We start from the raw sequence: 18,115 nt of genomic DNA, 5'->3' as shown, positions 1-18,115 counted from the left end.
ATGAAAAATGATATTGAAAAAGTATTATTAAGTGAAGAACAAATAAAAGAGAAAATAGTGGAAATGGGAAAGAAAATTAGTGAAGATTATAAGGGGAAAGATCTTATTTTAATTGGTGTACTTAAAGGCTCAGTTCCTTTTATGGCAGATTTGATGAAAAGAATAGATATACCTTGTAACATGGATTTTATGGCAGTTTCTAGCTATGGCAATTCTACAGAAACTACAGGAGTAGTTAGAATACTTAAAGACTTAGATTTTGAAATTGAAAATAAGGATGTACTTATAATAGAAGATATAATAGATTCTGGTACTACTTTAAAGTATCTTAGAAAATATTTAAGATCAAAAAATCCAAATAGTGTTGAGATAGCTTGTCTTTTAAACAAACCTGAAAGAAGAGAAGTAGAAATAGATGTAAAATACTTAGGATTTGACGTACCTAATTATTTTTTAGTAGGTTATGGATTAGATTATGCAGAAAAGTATAGAAACCTACCTTATGTAGGAATACTAAAAGAGAGTGTTTACAAAAAATAAATAATTACTATTATTGTAAAGGAAAAATTGATATGATAGAATCAATTATAAAACTACTAGAAAGATGGGGGGCTTTGATGTGAAAAAAGTTTCAAGTGCAACAGCTTGGATAATAGTATTAATTGTCGTAATACTAGCAGCATTAGCTTTAGTAGAAACAAATAGAAATGCTGGAGTTATATCATATGATCAATTTAAGAAATACTGGGTAGAAAACAATATATCTAGAATACAAGTAAAACAAGATAGAAGAACTGTTATAGGAGAACTTAAAGACAAGAATAAAACTCAATTTGAGGCTGTAGTTCCAGAAGGATTATTGATTGAAGACTTATTTGTTAAAAATCCTAATCCATCAGTAGATGTTAGATTTGAGCCTCCAACTTCTATACCTGTATGGGTAAATTGGTTGCCTACTATAGTTCTGATACTTATGTTGGTTGGTTTTTGGTTTATGTTTATGCAGCAATCACAAGGTGGTGGCGGCAGTAGGGGAGTTATGAACTTTGGAAAGAGCAAAGCAAAGCTAGCAAACCCCGATAAACAAAAGGTTACTTTCAAAGAAGTAGCTGGTGCAGATGAAGAAAAAGGAGAGTTAGAGGAAATAGTAGATTTCCTAAAGAATCCTAGAAGATATTTAGAAATGGGTGCTAGAATTCCTAAAGGAATACTACTTGTTGGACCTCCAGGAACAGGTAAAACATTACTTGCAAAAGCAGTTGCAGGAGAAGCAGGAGTTCCATTCTTTAGTATTTCAGGTTCAGACTTTGTTGAAATGTTTGTTGGTGTTGGTGCGTCTAGAGTAAGAGACCTATTTGAACAGGCTAAGAAGAATGCTCCATGTATAATATTTATAGATGAAATAGATGCAGTAGGAAGACAAAGAGGCGCTGGTTTAGGTGGCGGACATGATGAAAGAGAGCAAACTTTAAATCAGTTACTAGTTGAGATGGATGGTTTTGGAGTTAATGAAGGAATAATTTTAGTTGCTGCAACAAATAGACCAGACATATTAGATAGAGCTCTTTTAAGACCAGGCAGATTTGATAGACAGATATTAGTTGGTTCTCCGGATGTAAAGGGAAGAGAGGAAATATTAAAAGTTCATGTTAAAAACAAACCTCTTTCTGATGAAGTTAATCTTAAGGTTTTAGCTAAGAGAACTCCAGGATTTGTAGGAGCTGATCTTGAAAACTTAATGAACGAAGCGGCACTTCTTGCTGTTAGAAATAATAAAAAGCAAATTGGTATGGAAGAACTTGAAGAAGCTGTAACAAGAGTTATAGCAGGGCCAGAGAAGAAGAGCAGAGTTATCGATGAAGAAGATAGAAGACTTACAGCGTACCATGAAGCAGGTCACGCTATAGTAATGAAGTTTTCACCTAATGCAGATCCTGTACATGAAATTAGTATAATTCCAAGAGGTATGGCTGGAGGATATACAATGCACCTTCCAGAAAAAGATGCATCTTATACTTCTAAATCAAAATTAAAAGATGAAATGGTAGGTCTTTTAGGTGGAAGAGTAGCAGAGCAATTGATTTTAGGAGATATAAGCACAGGTGCTTCTAATGACATACAAAGAGTTTCTACAATTGCTAGAAAAATGATTATGGAATACGGTATGAGTGAAAAGTTAGGAACTATAACTTTTGGAAGCGGTCATGATGAAGTTTTCTTAGGAAGAGATATTGCTAAGGCTAAAAACTATAGTGAAGAAGTTGCTTTTGAAATAGATCAAGAAGTAAAAGCATTAGTAGACGAAGCTTATAAAAAAGCAGAAAAGATATTAACTGATAATATAGATAAACTTCACGCTGTAGCTAAATCACTACTAGAAAAAGAGAAAATTGGAGCTGATGAATTTAAGGCTATAGTAGAGGGGAAACCTTTAGAAATTGATGAATCTGAAGAAGTAACAGAAGAAGTGGATTTAAGTAAAAAAGAAGAGATATAATATAAAAAAGTATAGAGTTATGATAAAACTCTATACTTTTTATATTTTTTTAATTATAATTAATTGTATTAGGGTAGAATTATAGTAATTGTGATGTTTTATGTCAAATATAGCGTAAAACTAAATATTAATAATTTGAAGAGGTGATTACATGGAATTTAATGTACAAGAAGGAACTAAAGGTTTTATGGAAATTGTTGTAGCTGAAGAAAACTCAGCTAAAAAAATAGGATCTGGATTAGCAGATGTATATGCTACACCAGCTATGGTTGGATTAATGGAAAACACAGCACAATCAAGTATTAAAGGTGATTTACCAGAAGGATACTCTACAGTTGGAATCGAAATAAACGTAAAACATATGAAAGCAACTCCTATAGGAATGAAGGTTAGATGTGAATCTGTTCTTAAAAAAGTTGAAGGAAAAAAGTTACTTTTCGAAATAGAAGCTTTCGATGAAGTTGCTAAAATAGGAGAAGCTACTCACTGGAGATACATAATAAATGAAAGTGATTTTATAAGCAAAATTCAAAAGTAGTAATGATGACAGGAAGATATTTTCCGTAAGGAGGTATATTCCTGTTAATTTTTATAAAGGGGTGTTATTAAATGAAAAGTGATATTGAAATTGCACAAAATGCTGAAATGAAGAAAATAGTTGAGATTGCTGATAAGTTGGGGCTTAGTGAAGATGATATAGAACTTTACGGAAAGTATAAATGTAAAATATCTTTAGATGTACTTAAAAGTAGAGCAGATAAAAAAGATGGGAAACTAATATTAGTAACAGCAATTAACCCTACGCCAGCAGGAGAAGGAAAGTCTACAGTTACAGTTGGATTAGGGCAGGCATTGTGCAAACTCAATAAAAATGCTGTAATAGCATTAAGAGAGCCATCTCTTGGACCTGTATTTGGAGTAAAAGGTGGGGCAGCAGGAGGAGGATACGCTCAGGTTGTTCCTATGGAAGATATAAACTTACATTTTACTGGAGATATGCATGCTATAACAGCAGCAAACAATTTATTATCAGCAGCTATAGATAACCATATACATCAAGGAAATATCCTTAAAATTGATTCGAGAAGAATAGTATTCAAAAGAGTTATGGATATGAATGATAGAGCATTACGTCATATAGTAGTTGGAATGGGTGGAAAAATCAATGGATTTTTAAGAGAAGATAATTTTATGATTACTGTTGCATCAGAAATTATGGCCATTTTATGTTTAGCGAATGACTTAATGGACCTTAAAGAAAGAATGGGAAATATACTTGTTGGATATAATCTTGATGGAGGCCCAGTATATTGTAAGGATTTAGGAGTAGAAGGGGCTATGGCATTATTGATGAAAGATGCTATTAAACCTAATCTAGTTCAGACCTTAGAAAATACTCCAGCTATAATACATGGAGGACCTTTTGCAAATATAGCTCATGGGTGTAATAGTATATTAGCTACCAAAATGGCTCTAAAGCTTGGAGATTATGCGATTACAGAAGCTGGATTTGGAGGAGACTTAGGGGCAGAAAAGTTTTTGGATATAAAATGTAGATATGGTGGTTTAAATCCTGACTGCATAGTTGTAGTTGCTACTATAAGAGCATTAAAGCATCATGGAGGAGCAGCAAAAGATCAATTAACAAACCCAGATGTTGATAAGCTTGCTAAAGGAATAGGAAATCTTGAAAAGCAAATAGAAAACATGAAAAAGTATGGAGTTCCTGTAGTAGTTGCTATAAATAAGTTTGTAACTGACAGTGAGGATGAGATACAATATATAGAAAAATTCTGCAAAGAACTAGGAGTTCAAGTGGCACTAACAGAAGTGTGGGAAAAAGGCGGAGCTGGTGGACTTGAATTGGCAGAAAAAGTTTTAGTTGTATTAGAAAATGAAAAAAGTAAATTCAAATGCTTATATAGCACAGAACTTACAATAAAAGAAAAAATGAATATTATTGCAAGAGAAATATATGGAGCTAATGGAGTAGCTTATGATAATGGAGCGGAAAAGCAAATAGCTGATATAGAAAAACTTGGATTAGATAAGCTGCCTATATGTGTGGCAAAAACCCAATATTCCTTATCAGATAACCCAGTTCTTTTAGGAAAGCCAAGTGGTTTTGAGATAAATGTAAGAGAAGTGAGAGTTTCTAATGGAGCAGGATTTATTGTTGTATTAACAGGAGATGTAATGACTATGCCAGGACTTCCTAAAGTTCCAGCAGCTAATAAGATGGATATATTAGAAGACGGTACAATAGTAGGTCTTTTCTAAATTAAGTTTTACTTGACAAATTATCACTAGTTGTTAAAATTAAAGTGTTATAAGTATACCATGTTATTTGACTATAAAGAGCAGTGTGATACTGCTCTTATAATTTTATTAAGGAGTGTATTATAGTGATATTTGTTTTAGATGCAGGAAACACAAATATTGTATTAGGTATTTTTAAAGAAAAAGAACTTATCCTAGAATGCAGAATAGGTACTGATGCTAAAAGAACATCTGATGAATATGGAATTCAAGTATTAGAATTATTCAAACATAATAATATAGATCCTAAGGATATAGAAGGGGTAATAATATCTTCAGTAGTTCCAAATATCATGTATTCTATAGAGCATATGATAAGAAAATATTTTAAAATAAACCCAATAGTCGTAGGGCCAGGGGTAAAGACTGGAATAAATATTAAATATGATAATCCTAAGTCTGTTGGTGCAGATAGAATAGTTAATGCAGTAGCAGCACATGAAATATATAAAAGACCTTTAGTACTAATAGATTTTGGTACAGCAACAACCTTCTGTGCGGTAACTAAAAAAGGAGATTATTTGGGAGGATCAATTTGCCCAGGAATAAAGATTTCAGCTGATGCACTATTTGAAAAAGCAGCAAAACTACCAAGAATAGAACTTATAAAGCCTTCTCATGTAATATGTAAGAATACTGTTTCGAGTATGCAAGCAGGTATAGTTTACGGATATATTGGGCAAGTAGATTATATAGTCTCTAAGATAAAGGAAGAGATGGTGCAATTAGGAGAAGAAGAACCTTATGTTATAGCAACTGGAGGATTAGCAGGACTAATTTACCAAGAATCTACAACTATTGATGAAGTTAGTCCATTTTTAACTTTGGAAGGTCTTAGAACTATATACGAAAAAAATAAAGAGTAGGTATTTTATGAAAATAGGAAATCTAGAATTTAAAAACAATGTGTTTTTAGCTCCTATGGCTGGAGTAACTGATATTGCATTTAGAGGGTTATGCAAAGAAATGGGATGTGGACTTGTATATACAGAAATGGTAAGTGCTAAAGCACTTTACTATGATAGCAAAAACACAAAAGAACTACTTAGGTTAAGTGAAGAAGAGAAGCCCGTGGCAGTTCAGATATTTGGAAATGATCCTGCGATTATGGCAAAGGCTTGTGAGAGCTTTAATATAAATAATGATATATGTTTAGTGGACATTAATATGGGGTGTCCTGCTCCTAAAATAGTTAGAAATGGTGAAGGGTCTGCTCTTATGAAAAGTCCTAAACTGGCAGCTGAAATAGTAAAAGAGATGAAGAAAGTATCTAAAAAGCCTGTAACCGTAAAGTTTAGAAAAGGATTTGATGAAATACATATAAATGCTGTAGATTTTGCAAAGGAAATGGAACAGGCAGGAGCAGATGCTATAACTTTGCATGGAAGAACAAGGGCTCAAATGTATGAAGGAAAAGCAGACTGGGATATAATTAAAAAAGTAAAAGAAAGTGTATCCATACCAGTTATAGGGAATGGTGACGTTTTTTCTGCAGAAAATGCTTTGCAGTTAGCTCAATCTACAAATTGTGATGGGATAATGGTTGCTAGGGGATCAATGGGTAATCCTTGGATCTTCAAACAGATAAATCAGATTTTGAATAATGAAACAGTTACTTTCCCAAGTAATGAAGCAAAGATAGATATGTGTATTAGGCACTTAAAGCTTGCAATTCATTATTATGGAGAAGATAGAGCTGTAAGAGAGATGAGAAAGCATATTAGCTGGTATATAAAGGGAATGAAGAATTGTACTGATATTAAGAATAAAATTAATGTAGAAAGAAGTAGTGACAATGTGTTGAAAATATTAAGTGAATATAAAGATGAATTGTCACAATAATATATAGAGAACCTCTGTAATTTATTATGTAAAAAAGGAATAGACTACTATATAAGTAATAAATGAGAGGCAGTCCATGAACAAAGTTATTTATGTTGATTCTGTATTAAGAAAGGCATATAAAGATGATGGTATTTGGGGAAAGATAAAGGATAAGTTATTTACAAGATTTGAAGGAAAAAGCTTTATAGAGGAGCTTGATACAACAATATATAAAGTAAGACTTTCTCCTAATTTTAATGAAAATGCATTTAAAAGAAATATATATAATATAAATAAAAAAATTGGAAATAACAACTATTGTGCTCTAGCTTTGAGAACCTGTAGATATCTAGACTATATGTTTTACACGGAGTTTCAAAAGAAAGTATTAGCTTATAGTGTTGTAAAGAGTATACAATTATTACTCATGCTTAGAAATAAAAGTATAAAAAGAGATTACATAGCTATATACGACGCAGCTGATGATATTAATAGACATATAATTTTTGAATTATCTCAAAAAGGAAAATGTATTATATTAGTATCGAATAATTTAAAAAAAATTAGGGGATTATGTGATTATATAATTAGCAATTATGGAGTTTCACCTATAGTAACTGACAATATTAATTATGTTATTGAACATTCGGATTTCATAATTTCTTCAAGACCTTTAAATGGGAGTGTGAAATGCCCTCTATGGTGTTTAGATAATATGTATATACCTGAAAATGCAGAAGATATAGTAGTTAATAAAATTACTTACAACACGCCATGGAACTTAATGGGATTAGAAGTAACTTCTGAATTAATAGGTGGCATATTTGATAGAAATAGTGATAAAAATATAGATGAACTTCTAGAGAATAATGGTATTTTATTAGACGAGGCAAAGTTTGAAAATCATATAATATTATGAGATATGGTTGTGTGGAATAAAAAGGAAATGCGTGTTGACATAAGAAAGTTACTGTTTTATAATAACTTAAATAACTAGGTGTTAGAAATATATTTATTTAAATAAATTATGTTTAAAGGGGAGTAGAAAATGAGTGAGTCAAAAAAGTATATAATGACTGCTGAAGGTGTAAAGAAGTTAGAGGAAGAGTTAGAGTACCTTAAAACTGTTAAAAGAAGAGAAATAACTGAAAAAATAAAGGTAGCACTTTCTTACGGAGACTTAAGTGAGAATTCAGAATATGATGAAGCTAAAAATGAACAAGCGTTTGTTGAAGGAAGAATAGTTCAACTTGAAAATATGTTAAGAAATGCTAATGTAGTTGATGAAAGTGAAATATCATTAGAAACTGTAAGTGTTGGTTCTATTGTAAAAGTTAAAGATTATGATTTTGACGAAATAGTAGACTTTCATATAGTAGGTTCTGCAGAAGCAGATCCATTAAAAAATAAAATTTCAAATGAATCACCAGTAGGTAATGCTCTTATAGGAAAGAGAGTTGGAGATATAGTTGATGTACCTGTTCCTGATGGAATCAGCAAATTTGAGATTTTAGAAATAAGAATCTAGTAGAATAAATTCATGTAAGTTACATCTGAGTAAACGGAGGGATGCGCTAATGTCGGAAAAGCAATTGACTAAGGAAGAAATAAAACAAATGAAGTTAGAAGCTAAGCAAGAAGCTGAATTTAACGTACTTATTAAAGAGAGAAGACAAAAACTGGCTGCATTACAAGAGGCTGGTAAAGATCCATTTGATGTATATAAAGTAGAAAGAACTCATACATCATCTGAAATTAAAGAGAACTATGATGAGCTTGAAGGCAAAACAGTAACAGTCGCTGGTAGACTTATGTCTAAAAGAGTACATGGAAAAGCTGGATTTTCAGATATTCATGATAGATATGGAAAAATGCAGCTATATATAAAGATAGATGACGTAGGTGAAGAAAAGCTTAAAGAATACAAAACTTTTGATATAGGTGATTTTGTATCCATAACAGGTAATGTATTTAAAACAAAGACAGGAGAAGTAACTTTACATATTCTTGATTTTCAACTTTTAACTAAGTCTTTAAAACCACTTCCAGAAAAGTTCCATGGATTAAAAGATCCAGATTTAAGATATAGACAAAGATATGTAGACTTAATAATGAATGCAGAAGTAAAAGAAACTTTCATAAAGAGAACTAACATCATTAAAGCTATTAGAGAATTTTTAGATAATAGAGACTTTTTAGAAGTTGAAACACCAATACTATCACCTATAGCTGGGGGAGCTGCTGCAAAACCATTTATAACTCATCACAATGCTTTAGATATAGATATGTATCTTAGAATAGCAACTGAGCTTTATTTAAAGAGACTTATAGTAGGTGGATTTGAAAAAGTATATGAAATAGGTAAAAATTTCAGAAATGAAGGTATAGATATAAGACATAATCCAGAATTTACAGCTATTGAACTATATCAAGCCTATGCAGATTATAGCGACATGATGGAAATAACTGAAAATATGGTAGCTTATGTATGTGAAAAAGTTAATGGAACAACTAAAGTTCAATACGAAGGTACAGAAATAGATTTTACTCCACCATGGAGAAGAATAACAATGGTGGATGCAGTAAAAGAATATGCTGGTGTAGACTTTAATGAAATTAAAACAGATGATGAAGCTAGAGAAATAGCAAAACAAAAGGGTGTAGAGCTTAAGAAAGAACTTACAGATTGCACTAAAGGTGATATATTAATAGCTCTATTTGAAGAATTTGGAGAGGAAAAATTAATACAACCTACTTTTGTATGCGATTATCCAGTAGAAAATTCTCCTCTTACTAAGAAAAAAAGAGGAAATGGAGAATTAACTGAAAGATTTGAAGGCTTTATATATGGTAGAGAAATCTGTAATGCATATTCAGAGTTAAATGATCCTATCGTTCAAAAGGAAAGATTTATGCAACAGCTTAAAGAAAGAGAACTTGGAGATGACGAAGCATATATGATGGATGATGACTTTGTTAATGCTTTAGAAATAGGTATGCCTCCAACAGGTGGACTAGGAATAGGGATAGATAGATTAATAATGTTCCTAACTGATTCTCGTTCAATCAGAGACGTTATATTATTCCCAACAATGAAGCCAACAAAGTAGTATTTTATAAATAGAAGAGAGTAAGTTATAAAATTACATTATAGCTTACTCTTTAATTTTAACTTTAATAGTTTGAAAAATTTCTATGACCCCCTTGTATTTTTTAGTAAATGTGTTATAATAATAGCGTACTAAACGTTCCGCGATAGCTCAACGGTGGAGCACTCGGCTGTTAACCGATAGGTTGAAGGTTCGAATCCTTTTCGCGGAGCCATTTTTATTTTTTGAAAATTTATCTTGACATGTGTTCATATTCTGATAAAATACTTTTAAGGAAAACATATAAGTGCATGATGATAGAGAAGAGTAATAATAAGTTATTTTTTAGAGAGGTTGTGGATGGTGAGAACAGCTAAAGGCTTATTATGAAAGGAGCTTTTGAGTGCAGTGGTTTATAAGGAGGGCTATTTGCCAAGAAGGGTGGAACCGCGGAATTAATTATAAATTTCGTCCCTTTTAGGTAGTTTAGGTCTTTTTTTTATACGCAAATTTAATATAAGGAGGTTATAAAAATGAGTTTTGAAAAAACTATGGATAAAGTAGTTGCACTTTGTAAAGGTAGAGGTTTTATATTCCAAGGATCAGAAATATATGGAGGCTTAGCTAACTCATGGGATTATGGTCCAATGGGAGTAGAATTTAAGAATAATGTTAAAAAGGCTTGGTGGAAAAGATTCATACAACAAAGTCCGTACAATGTAGGATTGGATTCTGGTATACTTATGAACAAAGAGGTCTGGGTAGCATCAGGCCATGTTGGTGGTTTTTCAGATCCATTAATGGATTGTAAAGAATGTAAGGCAAGATTTAGAGCAGATAAATTAGTAGAAGAAGATATGGCTGCTCATGGTATAGATAATGTTAGTGCAGATGGTTGGACTGGTGAGGAACTTTTAAATTACATAAATGAACATAATATAGTTTGCCCTAAATGTGGAAAGAAAAACTATACTGACATTAGAAGGTTCAACTTAATGTTTAAGACTTTCCAAGGAGTAACAGAAGATTCGTCATCAGAAATATACCTAAGACCAGAAACAGCACAAGGTATATTTGTTAACTTTAAAAATGTTCAAAGAACTTCAAGAAAGAAAGTACCTTTTGGTATAGGTCAAATAGGTAAATCTTTTAGAAATGAAATAACTCCAGGAAATTTTACTTTTAGAACTAGAGAATTTGAACAAATGGAATTAGAGTTTTTCTGTGAACCAGGTACAGATTTAGAATGGTTCAAATATTGGAAAGACTATTGTTGGAAATTCTTACTTGACTTAGGCATGAATGAAGCAAATTTAAGGTTTAGAGATCATGAGAAAGAAGAATTATCCTTCTATAGTAATGCAACTTCCGACGTAGAATTCTTATTTCCGTTTGGATGGGGAGAACTTTGGGGAGTAGCTGATAGAACAGATTACGACTTAAAACAACATATGGAGCATTCAGGACAGGATTTAACATATTTAGATCCAAGCACTAATCAAAAGTATGTCCCTTATGTTATAGAACCATCATTAGGAGCAGATAGAGTTGCACTTGCTTTCTTAGTTGATGCATATGACGAAGAGGAACTTGAAAATGGTGAAGTTAGAACTGTGCTTCATTTGCACCCAGCACTAGCACCATTCAAAGCTGCTATATTACCACTATCTAAAAAATTATCAGATAAAGCATTAGAGGTATATGAAAAATTAAGTAAAAAGTTTAATGTAGACTATGATGAAGCAGGAAGTATAGGAAAGAGATATAGAAGAGAAGATGAAATAGGTACTCCATATTGTATTACAGTAGACTTTGATACATTAGAAAATAATACTGTTACTGTAAGAGATAGAGATACAATGGATCAAATAAGAATAAATATAGACGAATTAGAAAAATTCATTGAAGAAAAAATAGAATTTTAGACATAAATAAAAGCTGCTGATATATCGCTGGTATATCAGCAGCTTTTATATAAAATTAATATAATAGATAATTTTATAATTTACTATAGAATAAAAAAACACCGGAAATCTAATCCGGTGAAAATAAGGTTTAATTATGGGGATATGTTATGTGTCTAATTAAATTCGGGGAATCACATTATTAAATGCTTATGACACGTTGAAAGTATAGCATAAACGGGTAAAAAAATTCAATAGATTATGTTAAAGTCTTTATTTTAAATAAATTCAAACTATTTTGAAGATAAAAAAAGAACCAAAAAAACAATAAATATATACAATGAATTATGTAAAGTGTTATAATTGAAAAGAAATATAACGTGACAGAATATTAAAGTGTTTTGGGGGTTCCTTGTATGATGAAAAGAGATTTTAATGAATTTAAAAAATTTATAAGAGATAAAAAAGTAGCAGTAGTAGGTATAGGAATAAGTAATATTCCTTTAATTCATTTTTTGGTTAAGTTAGGTGCAAAAGTAACTGCTTTTGATAAGAAAGATGAAAAGTGTTTAGGGGAAACTGGTATAGAGTTTAGAGAAAAGGGAATTAAACTGGAACTTGGAGAAAACTATCTAGAAAATTTAAATGGATTTGATGTGGTGTTTAAAACACCTTCAATGAGAATAGATAATCCTGCGCTGCTTAGGGCAAAAAAATCAGGCGCTTATATAACTTCTGAAATGGAGGAGTTTGTAAAATACTGCCCTGCTAAAGTATTTGGTATAACAGGAAGTGATGGAAAAACAACTACTACAACTCTGGTTTATAATATGTTAAAAAGCCAAGGATATAAAACCTGGATAGGAGGAAACATAGGAAATCCACTATTCGCCAATATTGAAGATATAAAGAAAGAAGATAAAGTAGTTCTAGAACTTTCAAGCTTTCAATTGATGACAATGAATGTTCATATAGATTGTGCACTAATAACTAATATAACACCAAATCATTTAGACATTCATAAAAATATGGAAGAATATATAGAAGCAAAGAAGAATATATTTAAATTTCAGCAAGTGGAAGATACATTAGTTTTAAATAGAGATAATGAAATAACTAATTCTATAGCAAATTCAAACGAAGCTAAGGGAAGAATAATGGAATTTAGTATAAAAGAAGAAATAAAAGATGGAGCTTATTTTAAAGATAATGAACTTATGTTACTAGGAAAACATGTATGCCAATTAGAAGAAGTTAAGCTAAAAGGAATGCATAATGTAGAAAATCTCTTAGCAGCATTTTGTCTTGTTTCTGAAGATGTAAGCATAGACGTAATGAGAGAAATTGCAATTAGTTTCAGTGGTGTTGAACATAGATGTGAATTTGTAAGAGAGCTTAATGGAGTTAAATATTACAATGATTCAATAGCTTCTAGTCCAACAAGAACACTAGCTGGATTAAAAGCCTTTGAAAAACCTGTAATTCTTATAGCAGGAGGATATGATAAGCATATACCATTTGAACCACTAGCTGAAGAAGGATATGACAAGATTAAGTATTTAATTTTATTGGGGGCAACAAAGGAAAAAATAAAGGAAGCTTTTGATAAAGTAATGGCGGATAAGAATATAGAACTTCCTATTATAGCTGTAAATAATTTTGAAGAAGCTGTATATAAAGCTAAAGAAATAGCAAAAAAAGGAGATATAGTAACTTTATCACCAGCTTGTGCTAGTTTTGATATGTTTCCTAATTTCGAAGTTAGGGGAAATAAATATAAGGAGATAGTTTTTAATTTATCTAACTAATTTTTATGATTAAGTTCTATAAGATTTGAGACTTTAAATCTTATAGAACTTATAGTTTTATTAGAGAGATATACAGCTATAATTTAAGTTTAATTAGGCAGCATATTATATAAATTTAGTTAAATTCATATATACTTCTCCTGGAGTATCATTATAAGAAAAACAAAGAAACATTGAGATATTTGAAATATATGAAGAATAGATTTGATAATTAGACAATATAAAGTTTACATAGGTAAATGCATTTTGATATTATAGACCATGTCGCTACGAGCTAGCGATGAAATATGGTTTGCAAGAACTCATAAAAAGTTCGAAAAAAGTGTTGACTAAATTAATTAGTCATGATAAAATCAAAAAGTCGTTGTAAGAAGTGACGTAAGAAAATGGTCTTTGAAAATTAAACAGAATTAAGGTAAAGAAATGCCAGTCAATAAATTTGAGTAAGATTAAACTTTTAAATTGAGAGTTTGATCCTGGCTCAGGACGAACGCTGGCGGCGTGCCTAACACATGCAAGTCGAGCGATGAAGTTCCTTCGGGAATGGATTAGCGGCGGACGGGTGAGTAACACGTGGGCAACCTGCCTCAAAGTGGGGGATAGCCTCCCGAAAGGGAGATTAATACCGCATAACATTATCTCTTTGCATGAAGAGATAATCAAAGGAGTAATCCGCTTTGAGATGGGCCCGCGGCGCATTAGCTAGTTGGTGAGGTAACGGCTCACCAAGGCGACGATGCGTAGCCGACCTGAGAGGGTGATCGGCCACATTGGAACTGAGATACGGTCCAGACTCCTACGGGAGGCAGCAGTGGGGAATATTGCGCAATGGGGGAAACCCTGACGCAGCAACGCCGCGTGAGTGATGAAGGTCTTCGGATTGTAAAACTCTGTCTTTGGGGACGATAATGACGGTACCCAAGGAGGAAGCCACGGCTAACTACGTGCCAGCAGCCGCGGTAATACGTAGGTGGCAAGCGTTGTCCGGATTTACTGGGCGTAAAGAGTATGTAGGCGGACATTTAAGTCAGATGTGAAATCCCCGGGCTTAACCTGGGAGCTGCATTTGATACTGGGTGTCTAGAGTGTAGGAGAGGAAAGTGGAATTCCTAGTGTAGCGGTGAAATGCGTAGAGATTAGGAAGAACACCAGTGGCGAAGGCGACTTTCTGGACTATAACTGACGCTGAGATACGAAAGCGTGGGGAGCAAACAGGATTAGATACCCTGGTAGTCCACGCCGTAAACGATGAATACTAGGTGTCGGGGGGTACCACCCTCGGTGCCGCAGCAAACGCAATAAGTATTCCGCCTGGGGAGTACGGTCGCAAGATTAAAACTCAAAGGAATTGACGGGGACCCGCACAAGCAGCGGAGCATGTGGTTTAATTCGAAGCAACGCGAAGAACCTTACCTAGACTTGACATCTCCTGAATTACTCGTAACTGAGGAAGTCCCTTCGGGGACAGGAAGACAGGTGGTGCATGGTTGTCGTCAGCTCGTGTCGTGAGATGTTGGGTTAAGTCCCGCAACGAGCGCAACCCCTATTGTTAGTTGCTACCATTAAGTTGAGCACTCTAGCGAGACTGCCTGGGTTAACCAGGAGGAAGGTGGGGATGACGTCAAATCATCATGCCCCTTATGTCTAGGGCTACACACGTGCTACAATGGCCGGTACAATGAGATGCAATCCCGCGAGGGGGAGCTAAACTTATAAAACCGGTCCCAGTTCGGATTGTAGGCTGAAACTCGCCTACATGAAGTTGGAGTTGCTAGTAATCGCGAATCAGCATGTCGCGGTGAATACGTTCCCGGGTCTTGTACACACCGCCCGTCACACCATGAGAGCCGGTAACACCCGAAGCCCGTGAGGTAACCGTAAGGAGCCAGCGGTCGAAGGTGGGATTGGTGATTGGGGTGAAGTCGTAACAAGGTAGCCGTAGGAGAACCTGCGGCTGGATCACCTCCTTTCTAGGGAGAAATGAAAGCACTGCTTTCATAGACTGGTTCTTAATTCTGTTTAATTTTGAGAGACTATAAGTTTCTCTAAGGACGTTGAACACTAACGTGTTTAGCGATTTGTTCTTTGAAAATTGCACAGTGAATATAAAGATTAAACCTAGAACTAAGTAAAACTTAGTAAAAGATTAAATGAAACTCACTCAGCACAGCTGAGGAGTACTGATTTGTTAACAAAATCGAAGATTTTGACAAATCAAGCATGATCAAGCTACAAAGGGCGCACGGTGAATGCCCTGGCACTAGGAGCCGATGAAGGACGTGATAAGCTGCGATAAGCTGCGGGTAGGCGCAAATAGCCTGTGATCCGCAGATTTCCGAATGGGGAAACCCATCTAGCTAACGCTAGATACTATGTACTGAATTCATAGGTGCATAGAGGAACACCTGGGGAACTGAAACATCTAAGTACCCAGAGGAAGAGAAAGAAAAATCGATTCCCTCAGTAGCGGCGAGCGAAAGGGGAAGAGCCCAAACCAGAAACTTTGTTTCTGGGGTTGAGGATAGATCATAACGCCAAAGTTTCTTTAGCCGAATAGAACTGGAAAGTTCAGCCGCAGAGGGTAATAGCCCTGTAGGTAAAAAGGAAATGAGGCAAGATCTAATCCAGAGTACCACGAGACACGTGAAACCTTGTGGGAAGCAGGGAGGACCATCTCCCAAGGCTAAATACTACCTAGTGACCGATAGTGGAGAAGTACCGTGAGGGAAAGGTGAAAAGAACCCCGGGAGGGGAGTGAAATAGAATCTGAAACCGTGTGCCTACAATCGGTCGGAGCACGTTAATGTGTGACGGCGTACTTTTTGTAGAACGGGCCAGCGAGTTACGATATGTAGCAAGGTTAAGCACTTATGGTGCGGAGCCGAAGGGAAACCGAGTCTGAATAGGGCAACTAGTTGCATATCGTAGACCCGAAACCGGGTGACCTATCCATGGCCAGGATGAAGCGAAAGTAAAATTTCGTGGAGGTCCGAACCACGTTGGTGTTGAAAAACCATGGGATGAGCTGTGGATAGCGGAGAAATTCCAATCGAACTCGGAGATAGCTGGTTCTCCTCGAAATAGCTTTAGGGCTAGCGTCGGGTAATAAGTAGTGGAGGTAGAGCACTGAATGGGCTAGGGGCTGACAACAGTTACTGAACCCTATCAAACTCCGAATGCCATATACTCGTACCCCGGCAGTCAGACTACGAATGATAAGATCCGTGGTCAAAAGGGAAACAGCCCAGACCATCAGCTAAGGTCCCAAAGTGTAAGTTAAGTGGTAAAGGATGTGGGATTTCTAAGACAACTAGGATGTTGGCTTAGAAGCAGCCACTCATTGAAAGAGTGCGTAATAGCTCACTAGTCGAGAGATCCTGCGCCGAAGATGTAACGGGGCTCAAACTTACCACCGAAGCTATGGATGTGTCTAACGACACGTGGTAGAGGAGCTTTCTGTACAGGTTGAAGCCATACCGTAAGGAGTGGTGGACAGTGCAGAAGTGAGAATGCTGGCATAAGTAGCGAAAAACAGGTGAGAATCCTGTTGGCCGAATATCTAAGGTTTCCTGGGGAAGGCTCGTCCTCCCAGGGTTAGTCGGGACCTAAGCCGAGGCCGAAAGGCGTAGGCGATGGACAACTGGTTGATATTCCAGTACCACCAAAATGCGTTTGACAAATGGGATGACGCAGGAGGATAGGATGTGCGCACTATTGGATGTGCGTCTAAGCACTTAGGGTGTTGAGTAGGCAAATCCGCTCAACTGAGCCTGAGGTGTGATGGGGAGCCTATTTTGGCGAAGTATCTGATTCCACGCTGCCAAGAAAAGTCTCTATGGAGCAAATTGGTGCCCGTACCGCAAACCGACACAGGTAGATGAGGAGAGAATCCTAAGGCCGTCGGAAGAATTGCTGCTAAGGAACTCGGCAAATTAACCCCGTAAGTTCGCGAGAAGGGGTGCCTGCGAGAGCAGGCCGCAGTGAACAGGCCCAAGCAACTGTTTATCAAAAACACAGGTCTCTGCTAAAGCGTAAGCTGATGTATAGGGGCTGACGCCTGCCCGGTGCTGGAAGGTTAAGGGGAATGCTTAGCGCAAGCGAAGGTGTGAACTTAAGCCCCAGTAAACGGCGGCCGTAACTATAACGGTCCTAAGGTAGCGAAATTCCTTGTCGGGTAAGTTCCGACCCGCACGAATGGCGTAATGATTTGGGCACTGTCTCGGCAGCAAATCCGGTGAAATTGAAGTGCAAGTGAAGATGCTTGCTACCCGCGGTTGGACGGAAAGACCCCGTAGAGCTTTACTGTAGCTTAGCATTGAATTTCGGTATTGTCTGTACAGGATAGGTGGGAGACTTAGAAGCGAGAGCGTCAGCTTTCGTGGAGTCGTCCTTGGGATACCACCCTGATAGTACTGGAATTCTAACTGGCGGCCATGAATCTGGTCACAGGACATTGCTAGGTGGGCAGTTTGACTGGGGCGGTCGCCTCCTAAAAGGTAACGGAGGCGCCCAAAGGTTCCCTCAGCGCGGTCGGAAATCGCGCGTAGAGTGTAAAGGCAGAAGGGAGCCTGACTGCGACACATACAGGTGGAGCAGGGACGAAAGTCGGGCTTAGTGATCCGGTGGTTCTGTATGGAAGGGCCATCGCTCAACGGATAAAAGCTACCTCGGGGA

Annotated in this window: 11 protein-coding genes, 1 tRNA gene and 2 rRNA genes (1 of these 14 running past the window's edge); all 14 read left to right on the top strand. The window is 35.6% G+C overall.

Translation table 11 applies throughout. From position 1 onward, the window contains the following. Window positions 1-540: a hypoxanthine phosphoribosyltransferase gene (gene hpt / locus ACWW38_RS08490; protein WP_456260339.1), complete on the top strand. Its 540-nt coding sequence runs from the start codon at window positions 1-3 to the stop codon at window positions 538-540. A gap of 79 nt (window positions 541-619) precedes the next feature. Further along, window positions 620-2,497 carry an ATP-dependent zinc metalloprotease FtsH gene (gene ftsH / locus ACWW38_RS08485; RefSeq protein ID WP_456260338.1) on the top strand — a complete coding sequence of 626 codons (1,878 nt, stop codon included), beginning with the start codon at window positions 620-622 and terminating at the stop codon, window positions 2,495-2,497. A gap of 151 nt (window positions 2,498-2,648) precedes the next feature. Beyond that, a complete protein-coding gene (locus ACWW38_RS08480) occupies window positions 2,649-3,035 on the top strand; it encodes a thioesterase family protein (RefSeq protein ID WP_456260337.1) in 387 nt (128 codons plus the stop codon). Between the two features lie 71 nt (window positions 3,036-3,106). Beyond that, window positions 3,107-4,777 (top strand): formate--tetrahydrofolate ligase, encoded by a 1,671-nt coding sequence (locus ACWW38_RS08475; protein WP_456260336.1) that lies wholly within the window; start codon window positions 3,107-3,109, stop codon window positions 4,775-4,777. A gap of 125 nt (window positions 4,778-4,902) precedes the next feature. Further along, window positions 4,903-5,682: a type III pantothenate kinase gene (locus tag ACWW38_RS08470; RefSeq protein WP_456260335.1), complete on the top strand. Its 780-nt coding sequence runs from the start codon at window positions 4,903-4,905 to the stop codon at window positions 5,680-5,682. 7 nt (window positions 5,683-5,689) lie between these two features. Next, window positions 5,690-6,658, top strand: a complete 969-nt coding sequence (gene dusB / locus ACWW38_RS08465; protein ID WP_456260334.1) for a tRNA dihydrouridine synthase DusB — start codon at window positions 5,690-5,692, stop codon at window positions 6,656-6,658. A 76-nt stretch (window positions 6,659-6,734) separates the two neighbouring features. Further along, window positions 6,735-7,559 (top strand): hypothetical protein, encoded by an 825-nt coding sequence (locus ACWW38_RS08460; protein ID WP_456260333.1) that lies wholly within the window; start codon window positions 6,735-6,737, stop codon window positions 7,557-7,559. A gap of 129 nt (window positions 7,560-7,688) precedes the next feature. Further along, window positions 7,689-8,168, top strand: coding sequence for a transcription elongation factor GreA (gene greA / locus ACWW38_RS08455; protein ID WP_456260332.1), 480 nt, complete (start codon window positions 7,689-7,691; stop codon window positions 8,166-8,168). Between the two features lie 49 nt (window positions 8,169-8,217). Next, window positions 8,218-9,750, top strand: a complete 1,533-nt coding sequence (gene lysS, locus ACWW38_RS08450; protein ID WP_456260331.1) for a lysine--tRNA ligase — start codon at window positions 8,218-8,220, stop codon at window positions 9,748-9,750. A gap of 139 nt (window positions 9,751-9,889) precedes the next feature. After that, window positions 9,890-9,964: transfer RNA gene (locus tag ACWW38_RS08445), tRNA-Asn, on the top strand. Window positions 9,965-10,262: 298 nt separating this feature from the next. Next, window positions 10,263-11,654, top strand: a complete 1,392-nt coding sequence (locus tag ACWW38_RS08440; RefSeq protein WP_456260330.1) for a glycine--tRNA ligase — start codon at window positions 10,263-10,265, stop codon at window positions 11,652-11,654. Window positions 11,655-12,052: 398 nt separating this feature from the next. After that, window positions 12,053-13,441, top strand: coding sequence for a UDP-N-acetylmuramoyl-L-alanine--D-glutamate ligase (gene murD, locus ACWW38_RS08435; protein WP_456260439.1), 1,389 nt, complete (start codon window positions 12,053-12,055; stop codon window positions 13,439-13,441). A gap of 458 nt (window positions 13,442-13,899) precedes the next feature. Then, window positions 13,900-15,411: ribosomal RNA gene (locus tag ACWW38_RS08430) — 16S ribosomal RNA — on the top strand. A 252-nt stretch (window positions 15,412-15,663) separates the two neighbouring features. Continuing rightward, window positions 15,664-18,115 (top strand): 23S ribosomal RNA (locus ACWW38_RS08425) (it continues 451 nt past the right edge of the window). Together the 16S and 23S rRNA genes form the textbook arrangement of a ribosomal RNA operon.

It is taken from the genome of Clostridium sp. JNZ J1-5 (genome assembly GCF_053901425.1).
The sequence above is the reverse complement of the archived record's forward strand: the minus strand, read 5'-3'. Positions and strand labels throughout refer to the sequence as shown.